The following is a 22,102-nucleotide window of genomic DNA, read 5'->3' as shown; positions in this document are numbered from 1 at the left end:
GAGGAGTGACATTATGGAAAATAAAGAAAAAATTATCATCATTGGTGCAGGCCCTTGTGGCCTTTCAGCAGCAATAGAATTGCAATCATGTGGCCTTGACCCATTGTTAATTGAAAAAGGGAATGTAGTCGATGCGATCTATCATTACCCGACTCATCAAACATTCTTTAGCTCTAGTGAAAAATTAGAAATTGGCGATATTCCATTCATATCTGAAAAACAAAAGCCAGTACGTAATGAAGCCCTATCCTACTACCGCACTGTAGCGGAACGTCGAAATTTAAGAATAAATACGTATGAAACAGTTACAACTATTGAAAAAGAAGATGACGACGATTTTCGCGTGGAAACAGAAGATCGGAATGGGAATCTGAAATCATATATAAGTAAATATGTAATTGTTGCAACAGGTTATTATGGTCAGCCAAACTTACTTCACATTCCAGGAGAAGAACTAGATAAAGTCATGCATTACTTTAAGGAAGCACATCCATACTTCAACACGGATGTTGTTGTTATTGGTGGTAAGAATTCAGCTGTGGATGCTACTTTAGAGCTAGTAAAAGCTGGCGCCAGGGTAACCGTGATTTATCGTGGTAGTGAGTATTCTAAAAGTGTAAAACCTTGGATTTTACCTTTATTTGATTCTCTAGTTCGAAAAGGAATCGTAAATATGATATTTGATGGTCATGTGACAGAAATTACCAAGGACCGGGTGTATTATACGGTGGGACAGGAGAAAAGTTCGTTAAAAAATGATTTTGTTTTCGCCATGACTGGTTATCATCCAGATCATGACTTTTTAGCTAGTATGGATATAAAGATTGACGAAAAATCAGGTCGACCTAAATATAATGAAGAGACTATGGAAAGCAATATACCTAATATTTATATCGCCGGAGTAATTGCAGCAGGCTTTAATAATAATGAAATCTTTATTGAGAATGGGAGATTTCATGGTAAACAGATTGCAAATTCCATTGTTGATAAAGAAAACAGCAAATAGGAGAGAGCTATATGAGTAAAGTGATACTTCTAACAACTGGAGGAACTATTGCAAGTGCACCAAACAAAGAGACAGGTAAATTAACCTCAGGGGCATTAACTGGTGAAGAGTTAGCAGCGATATGTGATTTGCCAACTGACATCGACATCGTGATCGAGTCGGTATTTCAAAAACCGAGTATGCACATAACGTTCCAGGACTATTTGCACTTAAAACAACGCATTGAACATCACTTTCAGCATGATGACGTTGATGGTATTGTGCTTACTCATGGTACTGACACCCTTGAGGAAACGGCTTACTTCTTAGATTTGGCCATTGAGGATGAACGACCAATTGTGGTTACTGGCTCTCAGCGCTCTCCAAGTGATTTAGGTAGTGATGTTTTTATTAATCTTCGTCATGCTATTTATTCAGCCCAGTGTAAGGCCCTTCGTCATGCTGGAACTGTTGTGGTTTTTAATGAGCGAATCTTTGCCGCTAAATACGTAAAAAAAGAACATGCGTCCAATATACAGGGCTTTAATGTTTTTGGCTTTGGGTATTTGGGGATTATTGACAACGACGAGGTATTTGTCTACCAAAAGCCCATTAAACGAGACACATATACGGTTAACCAGCCGCTACCGAGAGTCGACATCGTCAAGTGTTACATTAATAGTGATGGTATTTTTGTGCAGGCAGCAATTGATGCTGGTGCAAAGGGAATCATCTTAGAAGGTGTAGGTCGAGGTCAGGTATCTCCTTACATGCTGGAGGCGATTGAAAAGTGCGTTGAAAAGGGGATTCAGGTCGTTGTAACAACAAGCTCTGAGGAAGGTGCTGTTTATACAACCTATGATTATGACGGCAGCGCCTATGATTTGGTTACGAAGGGTGTTATCTTAGGGAGCGATTACGACAGTAAAAAGGCTAGAATTAAATTAGCCGTGATGCTGGCAGCGGGTGTTCAAGAATTCCCCCCAACCCTATAAAGATTCCCATGAATATGCATATTTTCAAGGGTGTTATTTCATGGTAGGATAAAAAAAGATAATGCTCTAAATAAAGGGGGGAGTCAAGTGGTTGGAATGATATCGGCAAGTATTGCTCCGGGTTTTGCATTACTTGCTTTTTTCTATTTGAAGGATCGCTTTGACTCCGAACCTTTATCTATGGTGATGAGAGCCTTTGTATTCGGTGTTTTGCTCGTTTTCCCGATTATGTTTATTCAGTATGCTTTCACAGCAGAGGGTATTGGGCAAGGACCTTTAGTCAGTTCTTTTTTACTAACTGGGCTGTTAGAAGAGTTCTTTAAATGGTTTATATTCCTTTATGTGATTTATAAGCATGTACATTTTGATAATCATTATGATGGTATTGTATACGGTGTGGCCATTAGTCTTGGCTTTGCCAGTTTAGAAAATTTGCTTTACTTATTTGCACACGGAATTGAGTTTGCCTTTACGAGAGCAATATTTCCTGTCTCCTCACATGCTTTATTTGGGGTGATTATGGGATATTATATGGGAAAAACAAAATTCAGTAAAAAATCCTCTTCCCATTTTTTAATTGCCGCTCTATTTATTCCTGCTTCTTTGCATGGACTATATGACTATTTACTTATTACAATAACAAGTAATTGGATTTATGTTATGATTCCGTTCATGGTTTTCTTATGGTTATTTGCAATGAGACGTGTGAAGATAGCCAATGAACTGACAGCGAATAAAAAGGTGGTTGTTTTTGAAGATTCGGATAAGCAAATGTTTTAGATAGGCTATTTTCGTAAACGTTGTTGCCTTTTATACTTTACAGTAGATATAGAAGGTGACATAGTTAGACTCTTTAGTGTTGCTTAAATCGTTCTGATGAATATTGAGTGCATGCATACCGTTCCGGCAGAATACTCCGCTTTCCATGGGCGTGGCCTCAGCCTCCTCGGAAGCAAAGACCGCTTCCTGCGGGTTCTTCACCATGCTTCCTCCCATAGGAGTCTCCGTATCCTGCCTCCACTATTGGAATGTTCTGATGAATGCATGGTTAAAAAGCTTTTGTCTGCCACAGGGACATGGCCGTTTTTAACCGAACAGGAGTCTCCGTGTATTTCCTACGCTAAAAGCAGTTCCTCATTCGTTTATTTAGAGCTGAACTATTGGTTATTGGGAGCAAAAGGAGAAAGGTGAGACCCCGGAGCGATGGTTGTGCACTCATCATAAATAAATGGAAATAGTCACGCTAGAGTTACGTCGCAGTTTATATCTAAGTAAAAGAAAGATGTTAGCAATTATAATGTTGATAAAATACCTTATCTAATAGTAGATGAGGTATTTTTTTGTTGTATGAAAGTATAAAAGTGTATTTTCAACAAAACATATAGAGGACAAAAAATGAATCGCTTAAATGCAGGAGGAATTGAAAATGACTCTTAAAAAGTTTCTCTTATGTTTTGTTGTATTTTTATTAATGTTAACTATTCCTCTATCTACTTATCAGGATCACAATAAGTCAGAGGCGTTTAGCCCGAGGATATTGCAAAAAGGATCAAGTGGTGACGATGTCATTGAATTGCAGGCTAGATTGCAATACTTAGGGTTTTATAAAGGCAAAATTGATGGACTTTTTGGCTGGGGTACGTATTGGGCTGTGCGAAACTTTCAGAAGGAATTTAGTTTAGATATTGACGGATTAGTTGGAGAAGAAACCAAAGCTAAACTAAGAAAAGCTAGTAAATACGATAAAAAGTGGGTTTATGAGCAACTACGAAGTGGAAAAGAGTTTACTTATTATGGTGGGACCTCGCTAGATAAGCAAACGAAAAAGAAAAAGCAAGGCACAGGAGGACAATCTGCTCAACAACAACAAGCCGAACAAGGGCAGAAGCAAGAAGCAAATCAAGGCGGTGGTGGAGAAGACACACCTCCACAACCAACATCTGTGAATGTGCCGAGTGGTTATTCCCAAAATGATATAAAGCTATTAGCAAATGCAGTTTATGGAGAGGCAAGAGGGGAGTCCTATGTAGGACAGGTAGCAATTGCAGCAGTTATCTTAAATCGTGTGGAGAGTCCGACATTCCCGAATACTGTATCTGGCGTTATATTTGAGCCGCGTGCTTTTACAGCGGTAAGTGACGGACAAATTTGGTTAGAACCAAACGACAAGGCTAGACGAGCAGTAATGGATGCTTTAAATGGCATGGATCCTTCAGGTAATGCCCTTTACTACTTTAATCCAGATACAGCGACATCAGACTGGATTTGGTCTAGACCGCAAATCAAAAAAATTGGTAAACACATCTTTTGTAAATAAGGAAGGAGTGAGAGGATGATTCGTTGGATATTGATCGCTGTTTTGGCCATAGGTGTAGCTGGTGTTGGATTTTGGGGATACCAAGAACATCAAGAAAAAAATGCGGTTTTAATACAAGCGGAAAACAACTACCAAAGATCTTTCCATGATTTAACGTATTATGTTGATTTACTACATGATAAACTTGGTACCGTTTTAGCAATGAATTCACCAAGAAGTCTTTCCCCAGAATTAGCTGAAATTTGGCGTATTACATCTGATGCTCATTCTGAAGTGGGTCAGTTACCATTAACGTTAATCCCGTTTAATAAAACAGAAGAGTTTTTATCTAATATAGGTGACTTTTCCTACCGTACCGCTGTGCGTGGACTTGATGATGATCCGCTAACAGTCGAAGAGACGAAAATGCTCGAAGAATTATATGCGCAGGCAGGAGAAATTGAAAGAGAGCTCCGCAAGGTACAGCATCTAGCTTTAGAAAATAACCTACGCTGGATGGATGTCCAATTAGCACTCGTCAATAATGATCAAAAGGCAGACAATACGATTATTGATGGATTTAAAACCGTGGAAAAAAATGTTGAATCCTTTTCAGAAGGGAATTTCTCACAACAGCTAAGTGGTGTATCTAAGGATAATGAAAAAGAGATTAAACTTGAAGGTGAAAACATAAGTGAAAACGAAGTGAAGTCGTTAGCTAAAGACCTTTTTAAGGTGAATGACGGCAATCTTAAGATTACTACTTCTGGAGAAGGTTCAGACATAAAGGTTTTTAGCGCTTCGTTTGAGCAGGATGATAAACATGGCTATATGGATATCACCCAAAAAGGCGGCTACTTAATATCTATGATTGTCAATCGTGACGTTGGTGAAAAATCCATTGGTTTATATGATGGCATGAATAAAGCAAAAAAGTTTCTTGAAAAGCTAGGCTATGACAATATGGAAGCACATAATAGTGCAGAATATAATAATGTAGGTGTTTATTCCTTCGCTTATCAACAGGATGATATCCGAATCTACCCTGATACCGTTCAGGTAAAGGTTGCTCTTGATAACGGTGATGTCATTGGTTTATCGGCGAGAGACTTTCTTGTCCATCACCAGGAGCGAGACATTAGTGAGCCTAAAATTACTGTTGAGGAGGCGAAGGAAGAAGTAAACCCAAATGTTAAAATTCAAGAAGAATCCCTAGCAGTTATCGAGAATGATCTCGGTGAAGAAGTATTGGTATATGAATTCTTAGGAACACTTGGTGACGATACTTATCGTATCTATATCAATGCTAATGATGGCTTTGAAGAACAAGTGGAAAAACTAAAACAAGCGGAGGAAAACTTTGAAACCTCAGCATAGAAACAAAAGACAAAAGCTCATGTAAAAGGAGCTTTTGTCTTTTTTTTGGAAATATTTCCTTACTATCTTGCCGACATGGAACCTTTTTTGTCATAATAATAGGTAATGGACAGATGGGGGAGAGGGAGCATAGTGAAGGTTGGAACAGTATTATCGCTATCGGTTAATGAACAAAATGAAAAAAACAATCAACAATACTCTTGTAAAATTATTGATATTCAAGAACACCTTTATTTTATTGATTATCCCAAAAATGATGCAACAGGAAAAACAACCATTTTTTTTGAAGGAACACAATTAAGTGCAAAGTTTGTAGCGAAGGATCAAAAGGTATATACTTTTCAAACTAAAGTTGTCGCTCGTAGAAAAATGGGCGATATTCCAGTGCTTGTTTTATATTTTCCTGGAAGACAAGAGCTATCAACTATTCAGCGAAGAGATTTTGTGAGGGTCAAAACAGCAGTAGATGTATCGGTGCATTGTATCGACAAAGAGCCCGTTCAGACCTTTTCTACTAGTACAGTTGATATTAGTGGTGGTGGAACTGCTATCGTAACACCTTATCATATTACACTGCATAAGGGGGAGCTGCTTGACATTTGGATTGTACTCCCATTTAAATCTACGAATTATCATTATGTACATACTACAGGTAAGGTGATACGACACTTTCAGAAGGAAAAAAACTTATATTACGCATCCATTGAATTTCTAGAAATTTCAAATTTTGATCGAGAAAAAGTTATACAATATTGTTTCCAAAAGCAACTGGAGGATAAGTAGGAAGTGTCTTAAGAATAATGAAGAAAAACTTTGGAAAAAGTAAGATTAGAATAAAGAATTGGACCTATTCAGGAACGTTCTCCAATGATAAGGGATTGATCAATAATGAAAACCTTTGAGCGTTATGTAAAAGCGGTCATCATCTTACTTTTTCTTCTATTAATTATAGTGCAATGGTTAGTCACTCAAACGAACATTAATCAATATGTCAACCCTGTGTATGACTATATTGGTGTTCAAAAACCTGTCACTTCATTTCCATAGACCAATAATATGGGGTATGGTATGATTTTATTGTGTATTACATAACCCAAGCAGGTAGAACCTGCTTGTCTTTTTTTTAAGGGTTAAGGAGGAGTCATCATCGTGAAGAAAGATATTGCAATTGCCATTGATGGACCAGCTGCCGCTGGAAAAAGTACTGTTGCCAAAAAGGTTGCTAAACATTTAGGTTATGTATATATCGATACGGGGGCCATGTATCGTTCATTAACACTAAAGGCCTTAGAGAAACAAATAGATGTTCAAGATGAATCAAAATTGGTCAAGCTTTTAATTGACACAGAAATTCAATTTAGTCATCATGGAGACCAACAAATAGTCTTATTAGATGAAAAAAATGTGACCAATGACATTCGCTCTCAAGCTGTCACAAACAATGTGTCCGATGTATCGAAACATGAAGGGGTCAGAACTGAAATGGTTAAACGCCAACAAGAAATGGCGCAAAGTAGAAGAGTTGTTATGGATGGTCGGGATATCGGTACACATGTAATTCCAGATGCCGAGGTGAAGGTGTTCTTAGTCGCTTCCGTTGAAGAACGGGCGATGAGAAGACATAAGGAAAATGAAGAAAAGGGTTTCTCATCTGATTTCGAACAGCTAAAAAAGGAAATAGAGAAAAGAGATCAAATCGATTCAGAAAGAGCCGCATCACCATTAGTCAAAGCCGATGATGCTGTTGAAATTGATACAACATCTTATTCGATAGATGAAGTAACAAACCAAATTCTAACTTTGGTAGAAAACCAAATGGAAAACTGAGGGGAAGAAACATGCTTTATAAGATTGGAAAAACGATATGTTGGTTCATATTTAAACCCCTATACCGAATTCGTGTGATTGGAAAACAAAATGTACCAAAAAGTGGTCCAGTGATTATCTGTTCCAATCATATATCGAATTTTGATCCACCCGTAGTAGGGTTAACATGTCCAAGAGACATACACTTTATGGCGAAGGAAGAACTATTTCATAATAAAGTTATTGGTTCGATACTTCGGAAGGTACACGCTTTTCCGGTTAAACGGGGAATGAAGGATCGTCAGGCGCTTCGTGATGGCTTACAAGTACTAAAGGACAATCATACTTTAGGGCTATTTCCCGAAGGTACCAGGAGTAAATCAGGAGAGCTGCAACGTGGTCTTGCCGGAACAGGTTTTTTTGCATTACGTTCAAAGGCTACAGTCATTCCGTGCGCAATTATTGGGGAATATGAACCATTAAAACCACTACGAGTGATTTATGGGGAACCTGTTGAATTAGAAGACTTAAGAAATCAGAATGCTTCACCACAGGAAGTTGTCGATCGAATTATGGACGAAATTCAAAAATTAATCAATCTACATAAATAACATATACAATAAGCTTGACAAATTAGTTAAAATGTTAGAACTTAGAAAAAAGGATATTTTTTCGTTAGGTGTATTTAAGGAGGCTATAGGTTATGGATGAAATGAACCAAGTGCAGCAACTTTCAGTCGGGGATGAAATCACAGGTAAAGTCGTGAAAGTAGAAGAGAAGCATGCTTTAGTAGATATTGGCTATAAAGTTGAAGGAATTTTACCAATTAGTGAATTATCTAATCTCCATGTAGAAAAAATAACTGATGTTGTGTCAGAAGGTGACGAATTAACCTTACAGGTAAAAAAGGCTGAAGAGGATGAAGTTGTTTTATCTAAACGCTTAGTTGAAGCAGAGGAGATTTGGAATACATTAGAAAAACAGCTAGAGACTGGTGAGGTCTTTGAAGCTGAGGTTAAAGAGGTTGTTAAAGGTGGACTAGTTGCGGATGTCGGCTTAAGAGGGTTTATTCCAGCATCCCATGTTGAAACATATTTCGTGGAGGACTTTGAGGATTATAAAGGTAAATCAATGACCTTAAAAGTTATTGAAATTGATCGTGAGAAAAACCGTGTGATTTTATCACATCGTGCTGTAGAAGAAGACAATCAGAGCAAGCAAAAGCAAGAGGTTCTACAGAATATTAATCAGGGAGATGTCTTAGAGGGCGTCGTACAACGTATAACTGATTTTGGGGCTTTTGTTGATTTAGGTGGTATTGATGGACTTGTTCATATTTCTCAATTATCACACGAACATGTGAATAAAGCTTCAGATGTTGTGTCAGAAGGTGAAACTGTGAAAGTAAAAGTACTTTCTGTAGACCGCGAAACAGAACGCATTTCTCTATCTATAAAAGATGCTCAGCCTGGTCCATGGGAAGGTGTTAGCGAGAAGCTATCCCCTGGAGATGTGGTTGAAGGTACAGTGAAACGGTTAGTGAATTTTGGTGCCTTTGTAGAAGTTTATCCAGGTGTTGAAGGTTTAGTTCACATTTCCCAAATCGCTGACAAACATATTGGTACACCAAGTGAGGTACTAGAGGTAAATCAACAAGTTCAAGTGAAAGTGCTTGACATCAATGAACAAGATAAAAGAATGTCATTAAGTATACGTGAAGTAGAAAATGATAAAAATAAGAAAGAAATTGAACAATATACGAAAGAACAAGATCAAGGTACATTCTCATTAGGAGATGTCATTGGAGATCAGCTAGGGAAATTAAAAGAATAAAATTTGGTGATAAACATGGAACGAGCTAAGCGTAAAATATCCCACATAGAAGAAGTCATTAAGCAAGGACAAACAACGCTTAATAGCTTTGATGAAATGGAAGTCATTCATCAAAGCTTGACTCACCTTAATTGGGATCAGGTCTCCTTAAGAACACAATGCGGCGAACTTTCTTTAAGTTCGCCTCTTTTTATCAATGCAATGACAGGTGGGGGAGGCAAAAAAACCGAAGAAATTAATCGCAACCTTGCAGCCGCTGCGAAAACAAAAAACATTGCCATGGCGGTAGGATCACAAATGTCTGCATTAAAAGATGAGACCGAAAAAAAGACATATGAAGTCGTACGTAAGGAAAACCCTAACGGTGTTGTGATTGCAAATATCGGTAGTGAGGCAAGTGTTGATCAAGCTTTAAGGGCTATCGATATGCTTGAAGCAAATGCTCTTCAAATCCATTTAAATGTAATGCAGGAATTAATAATGCCTGAAGGAGACCGAGACTTCTCTGAGCGGTTAAAAAATATTGAACAAATACGTGAGCATGTCTCCATTCCTTTAATCATAAAAGAGGTTGGTTTTGGCATTTCTAAGGAAAGCGCAAAAATGTTAAAGGAGATTGGGATTCAGTACATTGATGTGGGTGGAAAAGGCGGTACAAGCTTCTCCGTCATTGAAAATAACCGGCGAGACGAGCATTTACAATCATTTAACACATGGGGAATTCCTACGCTTATATCGCTTAAAGAGGTCTCATTTGCATATCCAGATGTAAATTTAATTGCCTCAGGAGGAGTTCGACATGGCTTAGATGGGGTGAAGGCATTAATCCTTGGCGCAAGGATGTTCGGCATAGCAGGCCCAATGATTCGTACACTTATGGAGGATGGATTTGACAGCCTTTTAACCAAAATTGACTCCATTCACGATGAAATCAAAATTGCCATGGTCACTCTTGGTGCTGACCATATAAGCAAGCTGAACAACTCTCCACATGTCTTATATGGTCGTACAAAGGAATGGATTGAACAAAGAACAAAGAATGTATAAAAGTGATTAAGTTCATAAAAAAACACCTATACTGAAAATGGTAGGTGTTTTTTTATGGAAAATTGGGTATTTTATTGGTTAGCTTGGTTGTTATGGATTATCGTTTATTTCTTTGAAAAAGATCATGTTAAAAGATTTTATTATTCATCAGGCGTTCTCATGTTAATCATCATATCAAATATGTATTTTATCAGCCTAGGCATTATGATTTATTGGCCATTATTGCCAAATTTACTGCTAGGTATGTTTTTGTTATCAAGAACGAAACAGAAATTGGTACCGATGTGTTTAACCATTAGTCTAAGCTTTGGATATAGCGGCCTACAAATCTGGGAAAAATTAAATCCCTTGTGGCTGTTTATATCAAGTTCTATTCTTGTTGTAGCAGTTAGTAGTCTCTTATTATTTATATTTATAGATGAACTAAAAGATCGAATTGCGGTCTGGATGGTCAGTACATCCTTTGGACAGCTATTATTTGGATTGGTTCGAAAATCCTATGGTTTTCAGGAAACTATAGGTGACTATACATATCTTATAGATTTAGTCTTAATGATTCTCTTGTTAACAACTGTGTATAAAATTCGACAATTTAGTGAAAAGGTAGAACAAGCTTTGCGAAATGCAAGAGTAAAGTTAAAAGTATAGAAGCAAGATTTGTTTATTTATACCACTTTTGCTAAAATATAAAAGCTAGATACAGGCTCTTCTGTATAAGAAGGGTTTTGAACACACTAGAAAAAAATGAATTCGCTAACGTGCGAAAATAAGTTTTTAACACGAACATATAAAGGGTGAACCTAAAATGCGAAAATCAGTAGTGGCGATCGTGGGGAAACCAAATGTGGGAAAATCAACTATCTTTAACCGATTAGTTGGTGAAAGAATTTCCATTGTTGAAGATATCCCAGGTGTTACACGTGACCGTATATATTCAGAAGCAGAGTGGTTAAATACGAGGTTTAACATAATAGATACAGGGGGTATAGAAATTGGAGATGAGCCCCTACTCGTTCAAATGAGACAGCAAGCCGAGATTGCTATCGACGAATCAGATGTCATAATCTTTATGATTGATGGAAGAGAAGGCGCAACCGCAGCAGATGAGGAAGTATCACGTATGTTATTTAAATCAAATAAACCTGTGGTGTTAGCGGTAAATAAGATGGATAATCCAGACATGAGAGATCGAATCTACGAGTATTACTCTTTAGGCTTTGGAGAGCCCTTTCCAATCTCAGGTACCCACGGTTTAGGCCTTGGGGATTTGCTTGATGAGGTAATCAAACATTTTCCAGAGCGTGAAATAGAGGATATCGACGATGACGTGATCCGCTTTAGCCTGATTGGCCGACCGAACGTAGGAAAATCCTCACTTGTAAACGCGATTCTGGGTGAAGAACGTGTCATTGTAAGTGACATTGCTGGAACAACAAGAGATGCCATTGATACGAATTTTACTCGTGATGGTGATGAATATGTCATTATTGACACGGCAGGAATGAGGAAACGCGGTAAGGTCTATGAAAAAACGGAGAAGTATAGTGTTTTGCGGGCACTTAAAGCTATTGAGCGGTCGGATGTTGTTTTAGTGGTATTGGATGCAGATTCAGGGATTATCGAACAGGATAAGAAAATTGCTGGTTATGCTCATGAAGCAGGGAAAGCTGTTATCATTGTCGTAAATAAGTGGGATACAGTAGAAAAAGATGATAAGACAATGAAAAAGTTTGAGGATAAGGTAAGGGATGGTTTTCAGTTTTTAGATTATGCCCCGATTGTCTTTTTATCTGCCATTACAAAGAAAAGAATACATACGTTAATGCCGAAAATTGTAGAGGCGAGCGAGAACCATGCGAAACGTGTACAAACGAACATCTTAAATGAAGTGATTGTAGATTCCCTAGCGATTAACCCTACTCCTTCGATTAAAGGAAGAAAGCTTAAAATCCTGTATGCTACTCAAGTGGCCGTGAAGCCGCCTACCTTCGTGGTATTTGTTAATGATCCAGAGCTTATGCATTTCTCTTATAAACGATTTTTAGAGAATCGCTTTCGGGAGGCTTTTGGTTTTGAGGGAACTCCAATAAAGATTTATGCACGTCAGAGGAAATGATAAGGAGGCTAGATGATGGGGAAAGTTGCTGTTTTAGGTGCAGGCAGCTGGGGAACTGCCTTAGCCTTAGTGTTAGGTGATAATCAACATGAGGTAAGACTTTGGACACATAGAAAAGAGCAGGCAAAAGAAATTAACGAAACCCATATGAATGAACGATACTTAAAAGGGATTGAGCTTCCCAAACAAATTACAGCCTACCATGATTTACAGAAGGCCATTAATGATGTGGAAGCCATTGTGCTTGTTGTGCCTACAAAAGCTATACGAGAGGTATGTCAACAGCTTAAAGGCCTTTTACATCATAAAGTAACCTTAATTCATGCGAGTAAGGGTATTGAGCCAGATTCGTTGAAGCGGGTTTCAGAGGTAATTGAAGAAGAACTGCCCAAGGACTTATATGGGGAAGTTGTCGTGCTTTCTGGACCAAGTCATGCTGAAGAGGTTGGGGCTAGACATCCAACCACAGTGACGGTTTCTTCTACGGATGAAACTCTTGCTCAGCATGCACAGGACCTTTTTATAAATGAAAGCTTTCGCGTGTACACCAATCCTGACATCGTAGGCGTAGAGCTTGGTGGAGCCTTGAAGAACATTATCGCATTAGGTGCGGGAATTTCTGATGGATTGGATTATGGAGATAACGCAAAAGCTGCTCTTATTACAAGAGGGTTGGCTGAAATTGCTCGACTTGGTTCTTCGATGGGAGCTAATCCCTTAACATTTGCTGGTTTAACCGGAGTGGGGGACTTAATTGTCACCTGTACCAGCTCCCACAGTCGAAACTGGAGAGCTGGTCACTTGTTAGGTAAAGGATATAAACTAGAGGACGTGTTAGACCAAATGGGCATGGTTGTGGAAGGTGTGAGGACGACGAAAGCTGCACACCAATTGTCAGCAGAACGTGGAATCGAAATGCCGATTACAAATGGGATATACAACCTGCTTTTTAACCAAAAGAAACCAAAAGATGTTGTGGACCAGTTAATGAATAGGGGAAAAACCCACGAAGTTGAAGAATTACCAGATGATTTAAGTAATCAAACGCTTTAATCATCTCACACCCCTACATTCCTTGCATATAATATTGGTGAAACGCACTGACAAGGAGGTAGGGCTGTGGGAAAAGACTCTCAAAACAATTTATTTGGTCACATCGAAAACAATGCGAATATATCATCCAATGAAATACTGAAAGTTGCCGATTCGGTTAAAAATGCAGATTTTTCAGATGAAAAAACCGTTCGCAAACTGGTTCGTAAACTTTCAAAAATGGCAAATAAACCTTTACCAAAAGCGAAGGAAGACCAAATTGTTAATATGATCACAAAACAAAACATGCCAATGGATATGAACACACTGCAAAAGATGTTAAAGAAATAAAGATTGCTTGGGCACATGAGTATACAACAATATTCGTGTACGCATACAATAAACCGCAGCAATAAATCTAAATAGAGCTGCAAGGTAAGGGATAAATTTAGTTAGACCGAGGTGTTAGCCCCTTCACCTCGGTTTTTGCTTGCTTTTTAGAGTGGTACTGTTTTTCTATCCATAATATGTCTTGATATGATATAATATTGTCGAATTTTATACTTGATATAAGGTATCAAAATATAGGACAAGTATAAATTAGTGGTTTTAAAGGGCTTTAAAGGAGCGTTTAATGATGAGTCAGAGTATGTTAAAGATGTACATATCCTTTGCTGGAATGATCTTTTTATTTCTTGCAATCGGTTTAATTTATTTAAGTAGAAACAAACTGCAGGGATTCTTCAGTGTGATTACTGGTATTCTTGCTTACATATTTATGGTTGTAGGTGGAATTATCATTTTTTATATTGTATTTAGTGGACCAACTGCGTAATAGTAACGGAGGAATTCAGCATGAAACGATTATGGCTTATGATAATCAGTGTAGTAGGTATAGCAATGTTATCTGGTTGTTTATATCCTCAAGAAGAGCTTAAAAAGAATCAGGTGCCAGATGATTTACAACTTGAGGTAGTTCAACAAGCCGTGACAGACTTCCAAAAACAAAATAATGGACGGCTGCCAATCAAAACAAGAGACAGCGATACACCGACTTTTATTAAATACCCAATCGATTTTAAAAAGCTAAAACAAAATGGATTTTTAGCATCAACGCCTGGTAATGCCTATGAAGAGGGTGGGTATTTTCAGTATGTTATCTTAGATCCAGAAAATGAAGCCAACGTAAAATTAGTGGATTTACGTTTTGCTGAGAAATTAAGAGAATTAAATTTTCAAATAGAAATATATCGAAATGAAAATCTATACCCGCCATTTGGTGAAAAAATTACAAATGAGGTGTATAAGGTGAATGCCGAGAAATTAGGATTAGAGCATCCACCAGTGGTAAAAAGTCCATATTCAGGCTCTAATTTGCCCGTTGTGATGGATTCAAATGGTAAGCTATTTATTGATTATCGAATTGATTTATTTAAGGCCTTACAAGAACATAAGCACAATTATAAACCTGGAGACGATATCCGAATGATTTTGGCCGAGCATTATCCGATTGTACCAGCCTATTCTCTTCCGTATACAATTGAAAAGGGAGAACCTGTTTTTCAAACTAATAAAGAAAATTAATAGCAAAAATAGTAAAAAAGATGCCTATTAGAGGTATCTTTTTTTGTTTGGAGGAATATAGTGTATCATGTTCGGATGAATTTGCTCTGTTGGTATGCTGTTTTTATGCTTGTGCTAAAGAAAGAATATGAGGAAAACTAAGGTGGTGTTAGTAGAACGCATCAAAATCTAAAAAAATACATATGAATACCTATCGTTTTCCCATTTTAAAATATTTTAGTCATATTTTGATAGGACAACATCATAGACTTTTAGTGTCACAGAATTGTATTCGTGTTTTGTCTTTATTTTTCTATGAAGTTTATGTATCGGGAGGGGATCACTTGGAAAGAGTCGATATTTTTAAGGACATATCGAAACGTACCAACGGAGATATTTATCTTGGCGTCGTAGGAGCAGTTCGAACTGGTAAGTCAACATTCATAAAAAAGTTTATGGATTTAGTTGTTTTACCAAACATAGAAGATGAAGGAGAAAGGGCTCGAGCACAGGACGAATTACCTCAAAGTGCAGCTGGAAGAACAATAATGACGACTGAGCCGAAATTCATTCCGAATCAAGCTGTTTCCGTTAGTGTGGATGAAGGCTTAGACGTAAATGTACGTCTTGTTGATTGTGTTGGGTATACAGTTGATGGGGCGAGAGGATTTGAGGATGAGAACGGGCCTCGGATGATCAACACTCCATGGTATGAAGAACCAATTCCGTTTCACGAGGCTGCAGAGATTGGAACGAGAAAGGTTATTCAGGAACACTCCACCATTGGGGTAGTCGTAACGACAGATGGCTCTATTGGAGATATTCCTCGTGGGGATTACGAAGAGGCTGAGGAAAAAGTTGTTAGTGAATTAAAGGAAGTAGGCAAGCCTTTTATTATGGTGCTAAATAGTGTTCATCCTCATTCTCAAGAAACCGAGCTGCTAAGAGAAGAACTAAAAGAGAAATATGATATCCCAGTTGTCGCGGTAAGTGTTGAGGATATGCGTGAGCATGATGTTTACAATGTGCTACGTGAGGCCCTTTATGAATTCCCTGTTTTAGAGGTGAATGTGAACTTACCTAGCTGGGTTATGGTGTTGAAGGATGAGCATTGGTTAAAGAACCGTTATGAGGAAGCCATTCAGGACACTGTAAAGGATATTAAGAGATTAAGGGATGTAGACAGGGTAGTTGGACACTTCTATGACTATGACTTTGTTGAGAGGGCTCAAATTGCAGGAATGGAAATGGGTGAAGGAATTGCAGAAATTGACCTGCAAGCCCCAGATGAACTCTATGATCACGTTCTAAAAGAAATTGTCGGCGTAGAAATTAGAGGAAAAGACCATCTGTTAGAACTTATGCAAGACTTTGCAACTGCAAAACGCGAGTACGATCAAGTTTCTGAGGCATTAAGTATGGTAAAACAGACAGGTTATGGGATTGCAGCTCCTACACTCGAGGATATGGTGTTGGATGAACCTGAAATTATTCGTCAAGGCTCTCGATACGGAGTTCGGTTAAAAGCGGTTGCCCCGTCCATTCATATGGTTAAAGTAGATGTCGAATCTGAATTTGCTCCGATTATTGGAACAGAAAAGCAAAGTGAGGAGCTGGTTCGATACTTAATGCAAGATTTTGAGGAAGATCCACTATCGATTTGGCAATCCGATATCTTCGGTAGATCGTTAAGCTCCATTGTTAGAGAGGGTATTCAAGCTAAACTTTCTTTAATGCCTGAGAATGCTAGATATAAATTAAAAGATACATTAGAAAGAATCATTAACGAAGGCAGTGGCGGGCTAATCGCCATAATTCTATAAATAATAGTGTCATAATCAAAAAGCGGCTTAAGCCGCTTTTTTGTTTTGTCTAAATAAAGGGGATAAAGGTTGATATGACAAGGTTTTGCCATTGCTAACCTTGTCTATATTGTGGTATCATGCAGTTAAACAAAGCAAAAAAATGATAGGAAAAATAAACATATCTTGAAGAATTTTGGCTAAATTTATTGAAATTCCTCGTAAATTCGGTTAAGATAAGGCTTGTCACCATATTTGGTGGGCTTTTCAAGTATAAAATGTACTAAAATTGTTAACTAATGGAGTGATTGGAATTTTAGATTCCTGTTATTCTAACTAGATTGTTTGATTTTGGGAGGAGGTGAAAGACATGAACAAAACAGAACTAGTAAATGCAGTTGCTGAAAAAAGTGATCTTTCCAAAAAGGATGCTGCTACAGCAGTAGACGCAGTTTTCGAATCCATTACTGATTCATTAACAAGTGGAGACAAGGTTCAACTAATTGGTTTTGGTAACTTTGAAGTTCGTGAGCGTGCAGCTCGTAAAGGACGTAACCCACAAACTGGTGATGAAATCGAAATTCCAGCTAGCAAAGTTCCTGCATTCAAACCAGGGAAAGCCCTTAAGGATGCTGTAAAATAATATGTACATAGGGCTTTTTGAAAAAAGAGGGTATCCCCCTCTTTTTTTTATGGAAAAAATTTCATCATTTTGCCGTCTATCTGTCGTTCTGGGTCTTTTTTGGCATTTTTCAATAGATTATCGTTGTTGTTAATGTTAAAATATGAACGTAACAAAAAATGGCGGGTAAGGAGGAACTATATTTTATGAGTTCCAATACTTCAAATAATGATTTTTTTGTCATAAAAGCTTTAGAGGACGGGGTCAATGTGATTGGCTTGACTAGAGGTACAGACACCCGTTTCCATCATTCCGAAAAACTGGACAAGGGTGAAGTAATGATTGCTCAGTTTACGGAACATACATCTGCTGTAAAAATACGTGGTAAGGCATTAATTCAAACAAGCCACGGAGAGATGAACAACGAGGCAGAGTGATGGTTTCTCTGCTTTTTATATTTATTACGGTTTAGAATGAGAAACTAAACCCTTGTGACATAATAAGTATTAAAGCGTCTGTTAAGAAGGGTCAAGGTGATTTGAGTTGGATCCCATTGTGATGCAAAATATAAAAGATAAATTAACAAAATATATGTCTGAACCTTTTCAGGAATTACCGCAAGAAGAGGCAATCATTTCTGATGATAAAATTTTATTTTTACATTCTATATTAACCGAAGCGGGCATTGAAAATCATGATAAAGAAAAATATATTTTAGCAACTATGCTGGTTCAAACAGCATTAGATATTCACGACTTTGTTGCAATTCAAAATGCTGATCAAACGAATTCTTTTAAGTCTGATAAACAAATGACGGTTTTAGCTGGTGACTTATATAGCGGACTATTCTACCATATTTTGTCAAATATAGAGGATATCCAGATGATTGGTGTTTTGTCTAGAGCCATTCGAGATATAAATGAACGGAAAATGATCATTTATCAGAGTGATATACATTCCATTAATCATCTTTTAGAGGAATTAAAAGAGGTTGAATCAGCCTTAGTTGTACAGGTAGCCAATTACTTTGAGGTTTCCGGTTGTAACATTGCTATTCAAAATTGGCTCCTTATGAAAAGATTATCATTAGAGTTAAGGCTTTATCAGAAACAGAACCAATCATCTGTTATTGGTCTGTTAACACAGAGGAATACCGAACAAGACGTCATTCGTATGTTCGAAAATATGATTCCGAGACTGGCCATGAAATTAGAATCTTATATAGATGATTTACCTGCAAAATTTGGAGAATTAAAGACCTTATTAAATCAGGAATTAAAAAATGTATCCTGGAAACAAGGTCTCGTATTGGGGGAAGGGTAAGCTATGGACCAGCGATCAAAAGCAGAGAAAGTCCACCATGTGTTCGAAAAGATATATGATAAATATGATGTGATGAATTCGGTTATTTCATTTCAACGACATAAAGCATGGCGCAAGGATGTCATGAAAAGAATGAATGTAAAACCTGGTGATCATGCCCTAGATGTCTGTTGTGGTACGGGTGATTGGACGTTTGCATTAGCAAATGTTGTTGGGGAAAAGGGTAAAGTCGTTGGTCTAGACTTTAGTCAGAATATGCTTTCAATAGCTAAAGAGAAATTAACACATGAGACTCTCCCTCAAGCATCTTTTGTTCATGGGGATGCAATGAACCTTCCATTTGAAGATCATACTTTTGATTATGTCACAATTGGATTTGGTCTTCGTAACGTTCCGGACTATTTACACGTACTAAAAGAAATGACCAGAGTTGTCAAACCTGGCGGGAAAGTGGTGTGCTTAGAAACCTCCCAACCTACCATCCCTGTATATAGGCAATTATATTATTTTTATTTTAAATTTATTATGCCATTCTTCGGTAAGTTATTTGCGAAGAGCTATCAAGAATATGCTTGGCTTCATGAATCAGCAAAAGATTTTCCTGACCGTAAAGCGTTAAAAGAACTTTTTCAACAGGCGGGATTGGAGAATATCCAAATCAAAAGCTATACCGGCGGTGTTGCAGCCATGCATCTTGGGGTAAAGCCAAATAATGGTCAATAGATAATAGAAAATTAGGTGAGCTACATGAAACTATCTACCTCTTATCAATTTATTACAAAAGATTTAAACAAAATTGAATCAGAGCTACTATCCATTGTACAAGCAGATCACCCTGTTTTGCGTGCTGCATCAACGCAACTTTTGAAAGCAGGTGGAAAAAGAATCCGACCTGTTTTTGTTTTGTTGGCGGCTAAATTTGGCCACTATGATTTTGATAAAATTAAGCATGTTGCAACTTCTTTTGAATTGCTGCACATGGCGTCACTTGTGCACGATGATGTGATCGATAATGCGCATATCAGGAGGGGCCGGGAAACGATTAATGCCAAATGGGATAATCGAGTGTCCATGTATACAGGGGATTATATGTTTGCACAAGCACTAGAAAGCCTCTCTTCTATAGATGATCCTAAAGCCCATCAAATTTTATCCAAAACCATGGTAGAGCTATGTCGAGGTGAGATTGAACAGCTTAAGGACCAATATAATCTTAATCAAAATTTACGGACCTATTTAAGACGAATTAAGCGTAAGACTGCACTTCTAATAGCGAGCAGCTGCCATTTGGGTGCCATAGTATCAAAGGTAGATGCTCCTTATGAAAAGGCTCTATTAAGATACGGATATTATATTGGTATGTCCTATCAAATTATAGACGATATTTTAGATTTTACGGCCACACCTGAAAAGTTGGGTAAACCAGCAGGAAGTGATCTGTTCCAAGGAAACATTACGCTGCCGGTTTTATATATGCTTCAGGAAGGGGATTTTAAACAACGCTTAGAAAAAGGCTTTGAAAAATCTCATTACTATAACGATTTCGAATTATTATCTGAAATTGTTCAAGAAATCAAACATTCTCATGTGATAGAAGAGTCCTATCGTGTAAGTGAGATGTATTTACAAAAGGCCTATAAAGAACTAGAGATTTTTCCAAATAATAAGGCTAAAAAAGCGATGATGGAAATTGCTAAATATATTGGCCGTAGAAGTTTTTAATGGTTAACATCTCCACAATTATTCGAATATTTGTTGAAAAACAATTGTCAAAGAACGTAATATTTGTTAGAATTTTAACGGCTTGAAGCGTTTTCACAAATACATAAAAAGAGGTGTTTAAAGTGGAGAAAACTTTTTTAATGGTAAAACCAGACGGAGTACAACGTGAACTAGTAGGGGAAATTGTTTCACGCTTTGAAAAAAAAGGCTTTCAGTTAGTGGGAGCTAAGTTAATGCAAATAACAAAAGAGCTTGCTGAAGAGCATTATGGCGAGCATAAGGACAAGCCATTTTTCGGTGAGTTAGTAGGATTTATCACTTCTGGGCCAGTTTTCGCTATGGTTTGGGAAGGTGAAAATGTAATCGCTACAGCACGTCAAATGATGGGTAAAACCAACCCACAAGAAGCGGCACCAGGAACCATTCGTGGTGACTACGGCGTAACAGTAGGAAAGAATGTTATTCACGGTTCTGATTCTCCTGGAAGTGCAGAGCGTGAAATTAATTTATTCTTTGAAAACGATCAAATCCTATCTTACACAAAAGATAGCAATCAGTGGGTTTACTAATACAGAGCAAAAGGCCAGTTAACAGCTGGTCTTTATTTCACTATTAGGGTTGAGAAGGGGAACATTCATGAGTGATTATGGGGAATTTATTGATTTAGTTCATAAGCGGACAGGCATTAATCTCTCACTATATAAAGAAAAACAAATGAAACGAAGATTAACCTCCTTAAAAGTAAAACGAGAATGTCAAACCTTTGTAGAATATTATCAGCTCCTATTACGGAATCAGGAATACTGGAATGAGTTTCTAGACCGGATTACGATTAATGTGTCTGAATTCTATCGCAATCGTAATCGGTGGGATGTATTGGAGCAAACCATCATTCCTGCCTTGTTAGCTAGAAAGAAAAAATTAAAGATTTGGAGCGCGGCCTGCTCAACAGGCGAAGAACCGTATACGATTGCTATGGTTCTCAGCCAGCTCACCTCCCTGCATCAGGTTGAAATTTTGGCTACAGATCTAGATGAAAAGGCATTGGAGTTTGCAAAAAAGGGCATTTATCCTAGTAAATCGTTAAAGGAAATTCCAGATTCGGTTCGAGAGCAATTTTTCACCAAAAAAGATGATCAGTATTACATTGATTCAAAGCTTAAGAGTGTTGTTACATTTAAACGTCATAATCTACTTAAGGACCGATACGAACGAGGCTTCGATTTAATTGTGTGCCGAAATGTTCTCATTTACTTCACAGACGAGGCCAAAACTACTATCTACCAAAATTTTAGCCAATCATTGAGAGAGGGTGGAGTATTGTTTGTGGGAAGTACAGAACAAATTTTTAATCCCAAGCTCTATCAATTTCAAACGATTGAGACATTTTTTTATGAAAAAATAAAATCAAGGAATTAGTAAATAACACTTGAGGAATCAGGTGTTATTTATTTTTTGGGAGGGTGGGGTGAGTGGATGCTGTAGATGTTCCTTTTTTGGTTGAAGTATTGGTGTCAAGTGCTAAACATGCTGTGGGAAAAGCTAAAGACTGGCTGAAATGCTAAAGATGCTTCATGAGTTG

At 37.6% G+C, this 22,102-nt stretch carries 26 protein-coding genes; 25 read left to right on the top strand and 1 reads right to left on the bottom strand.

All coding sequences use genetic code 11. The features are described from left to right. The first annotated feature begins 13 nt into the window (after window positions 1-13). The 3 genes from GH754_RS08730 (at window position 14) to prsW (ending at window position 2,760) form a co-directional block, all read left to right on the top strand. Window positions 14-1,006, top strand: coding sequence for a YpdA family putative bacillithiol disulfide reductase (locus GH754_RS08730; protein WP_153728347.1), 993 nt, complete (start codon window positions 14-16; stop codon window positions 1,004-1,006). Between the two features lie 11 nt (window positions 1,007-1,017). Continuing rightward, window positions 1,018-1,980, top strand: coding sequence for an asparaginase (locus GH754_RS08725; protein WP_153728346.1), 963 nt, complete (start codon window positions 1,018-1,020; stop codon window positions 1,978-1,980). An 87-nt stretch (window positions 1,981-2,067) separates the two neighbouring features. Next, complete coding sequence (gene prsW / locus GH754_RS08720; protein ID WP_323741934.1) at window positions 2,068-2,760, top strand: glutamic-type intramembrane protease PrsW; 693 nt, start codon at window positions 2,068-2,070, stop codon at window positions 2,758-2,760. A 30-nt stretch (window positions 2,761-2,790) separates the two neighbouring features. On the opposite strand, the gene GH754_RS08715 is transcribed toward prsW, so the two are convergent. Then, complete coding sequence (locus GH754_RS08715; protein ID WP_153728345.1) at window positions 2,791-2,961, bottom strand: hypothetical protein; 171 nt, start codon at window positions 2,959-2,961, stop codon at window positions 2,791-2,793. 445 nt (window positions 2,962-3,406) lie between these two features. Between GH754_RS08715 and sleB the strand changes: the two genes are divergently transcribed. The 22 genes from sleB to GH754_RS08605 all read left to right on the top strand — a co-directional run bounded on the left by sleB (window position 3,407) and on the right by GH754_RS08605 (window position 21,939). Continuing rightward, window positions 3,407-4,297 (top strand): spore cortex-lytic enzyme, encoded by an 891-nt coding sequence (gene sleB, locus GH754_RS08710; protein ID WP_153728344.1) that lies wholly within the window; start codon window positions 3,407-3,409, stop codon window positions 4,295-4,297. A gap of 15 nt (window positions 4,298-4,312) precedes the next feature. Then, window positions 4,313-5,653 carry a germination protein YpeB gene (gene ypeB / locus GH754_RS08705; RefSeq protein WP_153728343.1) on the top strand — a complete coding sequence of 447 codons (1,341 nt, stop codon included), beginning with the start codon at window positions 4,313-4,315 and terminating at the stop codon, window positions 5,651-5,653. Between the two features lie 132 nt (window positions 5,654-5,785). After that, window positions 5,786-6,436, top strand: a complete 651-nt coding sequence (locus GH754_RS08700; protein WP_194841318.1) for a flagellar brake protein — start codon at window positions 5,786-5,788, stop codon at window positions 6,434-6,436. A gap of 105 nt (window positions 6,437-6,541) precedes the next feature. Further along, window positions 6,542-6,700, top strand: a complete 159-nt coding sequence (locus GH754_RS08695; protein ID WP_153728341.1) for a DUF5359 family protein — start codon at window positions 6,542-6,544, stop codon at window positions 6,698-6,700. Window positions 6,701-6,802: 102 nt separating this feature from the next. Further along, a complete protein-coding gene (gene cmk / locus GH754_RS08690) occupies window positions 6,803-7,480 on the top strand; it encodes a (d)CMP kinase (RefSeq protein ID WP_323741933.1) in 678 nt (225 codons plus the stop codon). An 11-nt stretch (window positions 7,481-7,491) separates the two neighbouring features. Further along, window positions 7,492-8,070 (top strand): lysophospholipid acyltransferase family protein, encoded by a 579-nt coding sequence (locus tag GH754_RS08685; protein ID WP_153728340.1) that lies wholly within the window; start codon window positions 7,492-7,494, stop codon window positions 8,068-8,070. 92 nt (window positions 8,071-8,162) lie between these two features. Further along, window positions 8,163-9,293 carry a 30S ribosomal protein S1 gene (rpsA, locus tag GH754_RS08680; protein WP_153728339.1) on the top strand — a complete coding sequence of 377 codons (1,131 nt, stop codon included), beginning with the start codon at window positions 8,163-8,165 and terminating at the stop codon, window positions 9,291-9,293. Window positions 9,294-9,308: 15 nt separating this feature from the next. Beyond that, window positions 9,309-10,340, top strand: a complete 1,032-nt coding sequence (gene fni, locus GH754_RS08675; RefSeq protein WP_153728338.1) for a type 2 isopentenyl-diphosphate Delta-isomerase — start codon at window positions 9,309-9,311, stop codon at window positions 10,338-10,340. Between the two features lie 54 nt (window positions 10,341-10,394). After that, a complete protein-coding gene (locus tag GH754_RS08670) occupies window positions 10,395-10,988 on the top strand; it encodes a YphA family membrane protein (RefSeq protein WP_153728337.1) in 594 nt (197 codons plus the stop codon). A gap of 157 nt (window positions 10,989-11,145) precedes the next feature. Next, entirely contained in the window at window positions 11,146-12,456 is a 1,311-nt protein-coding gene (gene der / locus GH754_RS08665; protein ID WP_153728336.1) for a ribosome biogenesis GTPase Der, read from the top strand. Between the two features lie 15 nt (window positions 12,457-12,471). After that, entirely contained in the window at window positions 12,472-13,509 is a 1,038-nt protein-coding gene (locus GH754_RS08660; protein ID WP_153728335.1) for an NAD(P)H-dependent glycerol-3-phosphate dehydrogenase, read from the top strand. 66 nt (window positions 13,510-13,575) lie between these two features. Next, window positions 13,576-13,839, top strand: coding sequence for a stage VI sporulation protein F (locus GH754_RS08655; RefSeq protein WP_323741932.1), 264 nt, complete (start codon window positions 13,576-13,578; stop codon window positions 13,837-13,839). A 286-nt stretch (window positions 13,840-14,125) separates the two neighbouring features. Next, on the top strand, window positions 14,126-14,323 hold the full coding sequence (locus GH754_RS08650; RefSeq protein WP_153728334.1) for a DUF2768 domain-containing protein: 198 nt from the start codon (window positions 14,126-14,128) through the stop codon (window positions 14,321-14,323). A 20-nt stretch (window positions 14,324-14,343) separates the two neighbouring features. Next, on the top strand, window positions 14,344-15,072 hold the full coding sequence (locus tag GH754_RS08645; RefSeq protein WP_153728333.1) for a hypothetical protein: 729 nt from the start codon (window positions 14,344-14,346) through the stop codon (window positions 15,070-15,072). 323 nt (window positions 15,073-15,395) lie between these two features. Then, on the top strand, window positions 15,396-16,874 hold the full coding sequence (gene spoIVA, locus GH754_RS08640) for a stage IV sporulation protein A (protein WP_153728332.1): 1,479 nt from the start codon (window positions 15,396-15,398) through the stop codon (window positions 16,872-16,874). A 349-nt stretch (window positions 16,875-17,223) separates the two neighbouring features. Further along, window positions 17,224-17,496 carry an HU family DNA-binding protein gene (locus GH754_RS08635; protein ID WP_153728331.1) on the top strand — a complete coding sequence of 91 codons (273 nt, stop codon included), beginning with the start codon at window positions 17,224-17,226 and terminating at the stop codon, window positions 17,494-17,496. Between the two features lie 185 nt (window positions 17,497-17,681). Next, a complete protein-coding gene (mtrB, locus tag GH754_RS08630; RefSeq protein ID WP_153728330.1) occupies window positions 17,682-17,912 on the top strand; it encodes a trp RNA-binding attenuation protein MtrB in 231 nt (76 codons plus the stop codon). A gap of 121 nt (window positions 17,913-18,033) precedes the next feature. Further along, entirely contained in the window at window positions 18,034-18,798 is a 765-nt protein-coding gene (locus GH754_RS08625; protein WP_153728329.1) for a heptaprenyl diphosphate synthase component 1, read from the top strand. Between the two features lie 3 nt (window positions 18,799-18,801). Further along, on the top strand, window positions 18,802-19,521 hold the full coding sequence (locus tag GH754_RS08620; RefSeq protein ID WP_153728328.1) for a demethylmenaquinone methyltransferase: 720 nt from the start codon (window positions 18,802-18,804) through the stop codon (window positions 19,519-19,521). 24 nt (window positions 19,522-19,545) lie between these two features. Continuing rightward, complete coding sequence (gene hepT / locus GH754_RS08615) at window positions 19,546-20,520, top strand: heptaprenyl diphosphate synthase component II (RefSeq protein ID WP_153728327.1); 975 nt, start codon at window positions 19,546-19,548, stop codon at window positions 20,518-20,520. Window positions 20,521-20,642: 122 nt separating this feature from the next. Further along, window positions 20,643-21,089 carry a nucleoside-diphosphate kinase gene (gene ndk, locus GH754_RS08610; protein WP_323741931.1) on the top strand — a complete coding sequence of 149 codons (447 nt, stop codon included), beginning with the start codon at window positions 20,643-20,645 and terminating at the stop codon, window positions 21,087-21,089. 67 nt (window positions 21,090-21,156) lie between these two features. Beyond that, complete coding sequence (locus tag GH754_RS08605) at window positions 21,157-21,939, top strand: CheR family methyltransferase (RefSeq protein ID WP_153728326.1); 783 nt, start codon at window positions 21,157-21,159, stop codon at window positions 21,937-21,939. Window positions 21,940-22,102 lie beyond the last annotated feature (163 nt).

The sequence above is a fragment of the Salinibacillus xinjiangensis genome (genome assembly GCF_009649735.1).
GTDB classification, from domain to species: Bacteria; Bacillota; Bacilli; order Bacillales; family Alkalibacillaceae; genus Salinibacillus; species Salinibacillus xinjiangensis.
This window is presented reverse-complemented; position numbering and strand designations above follow the sequence as displayed.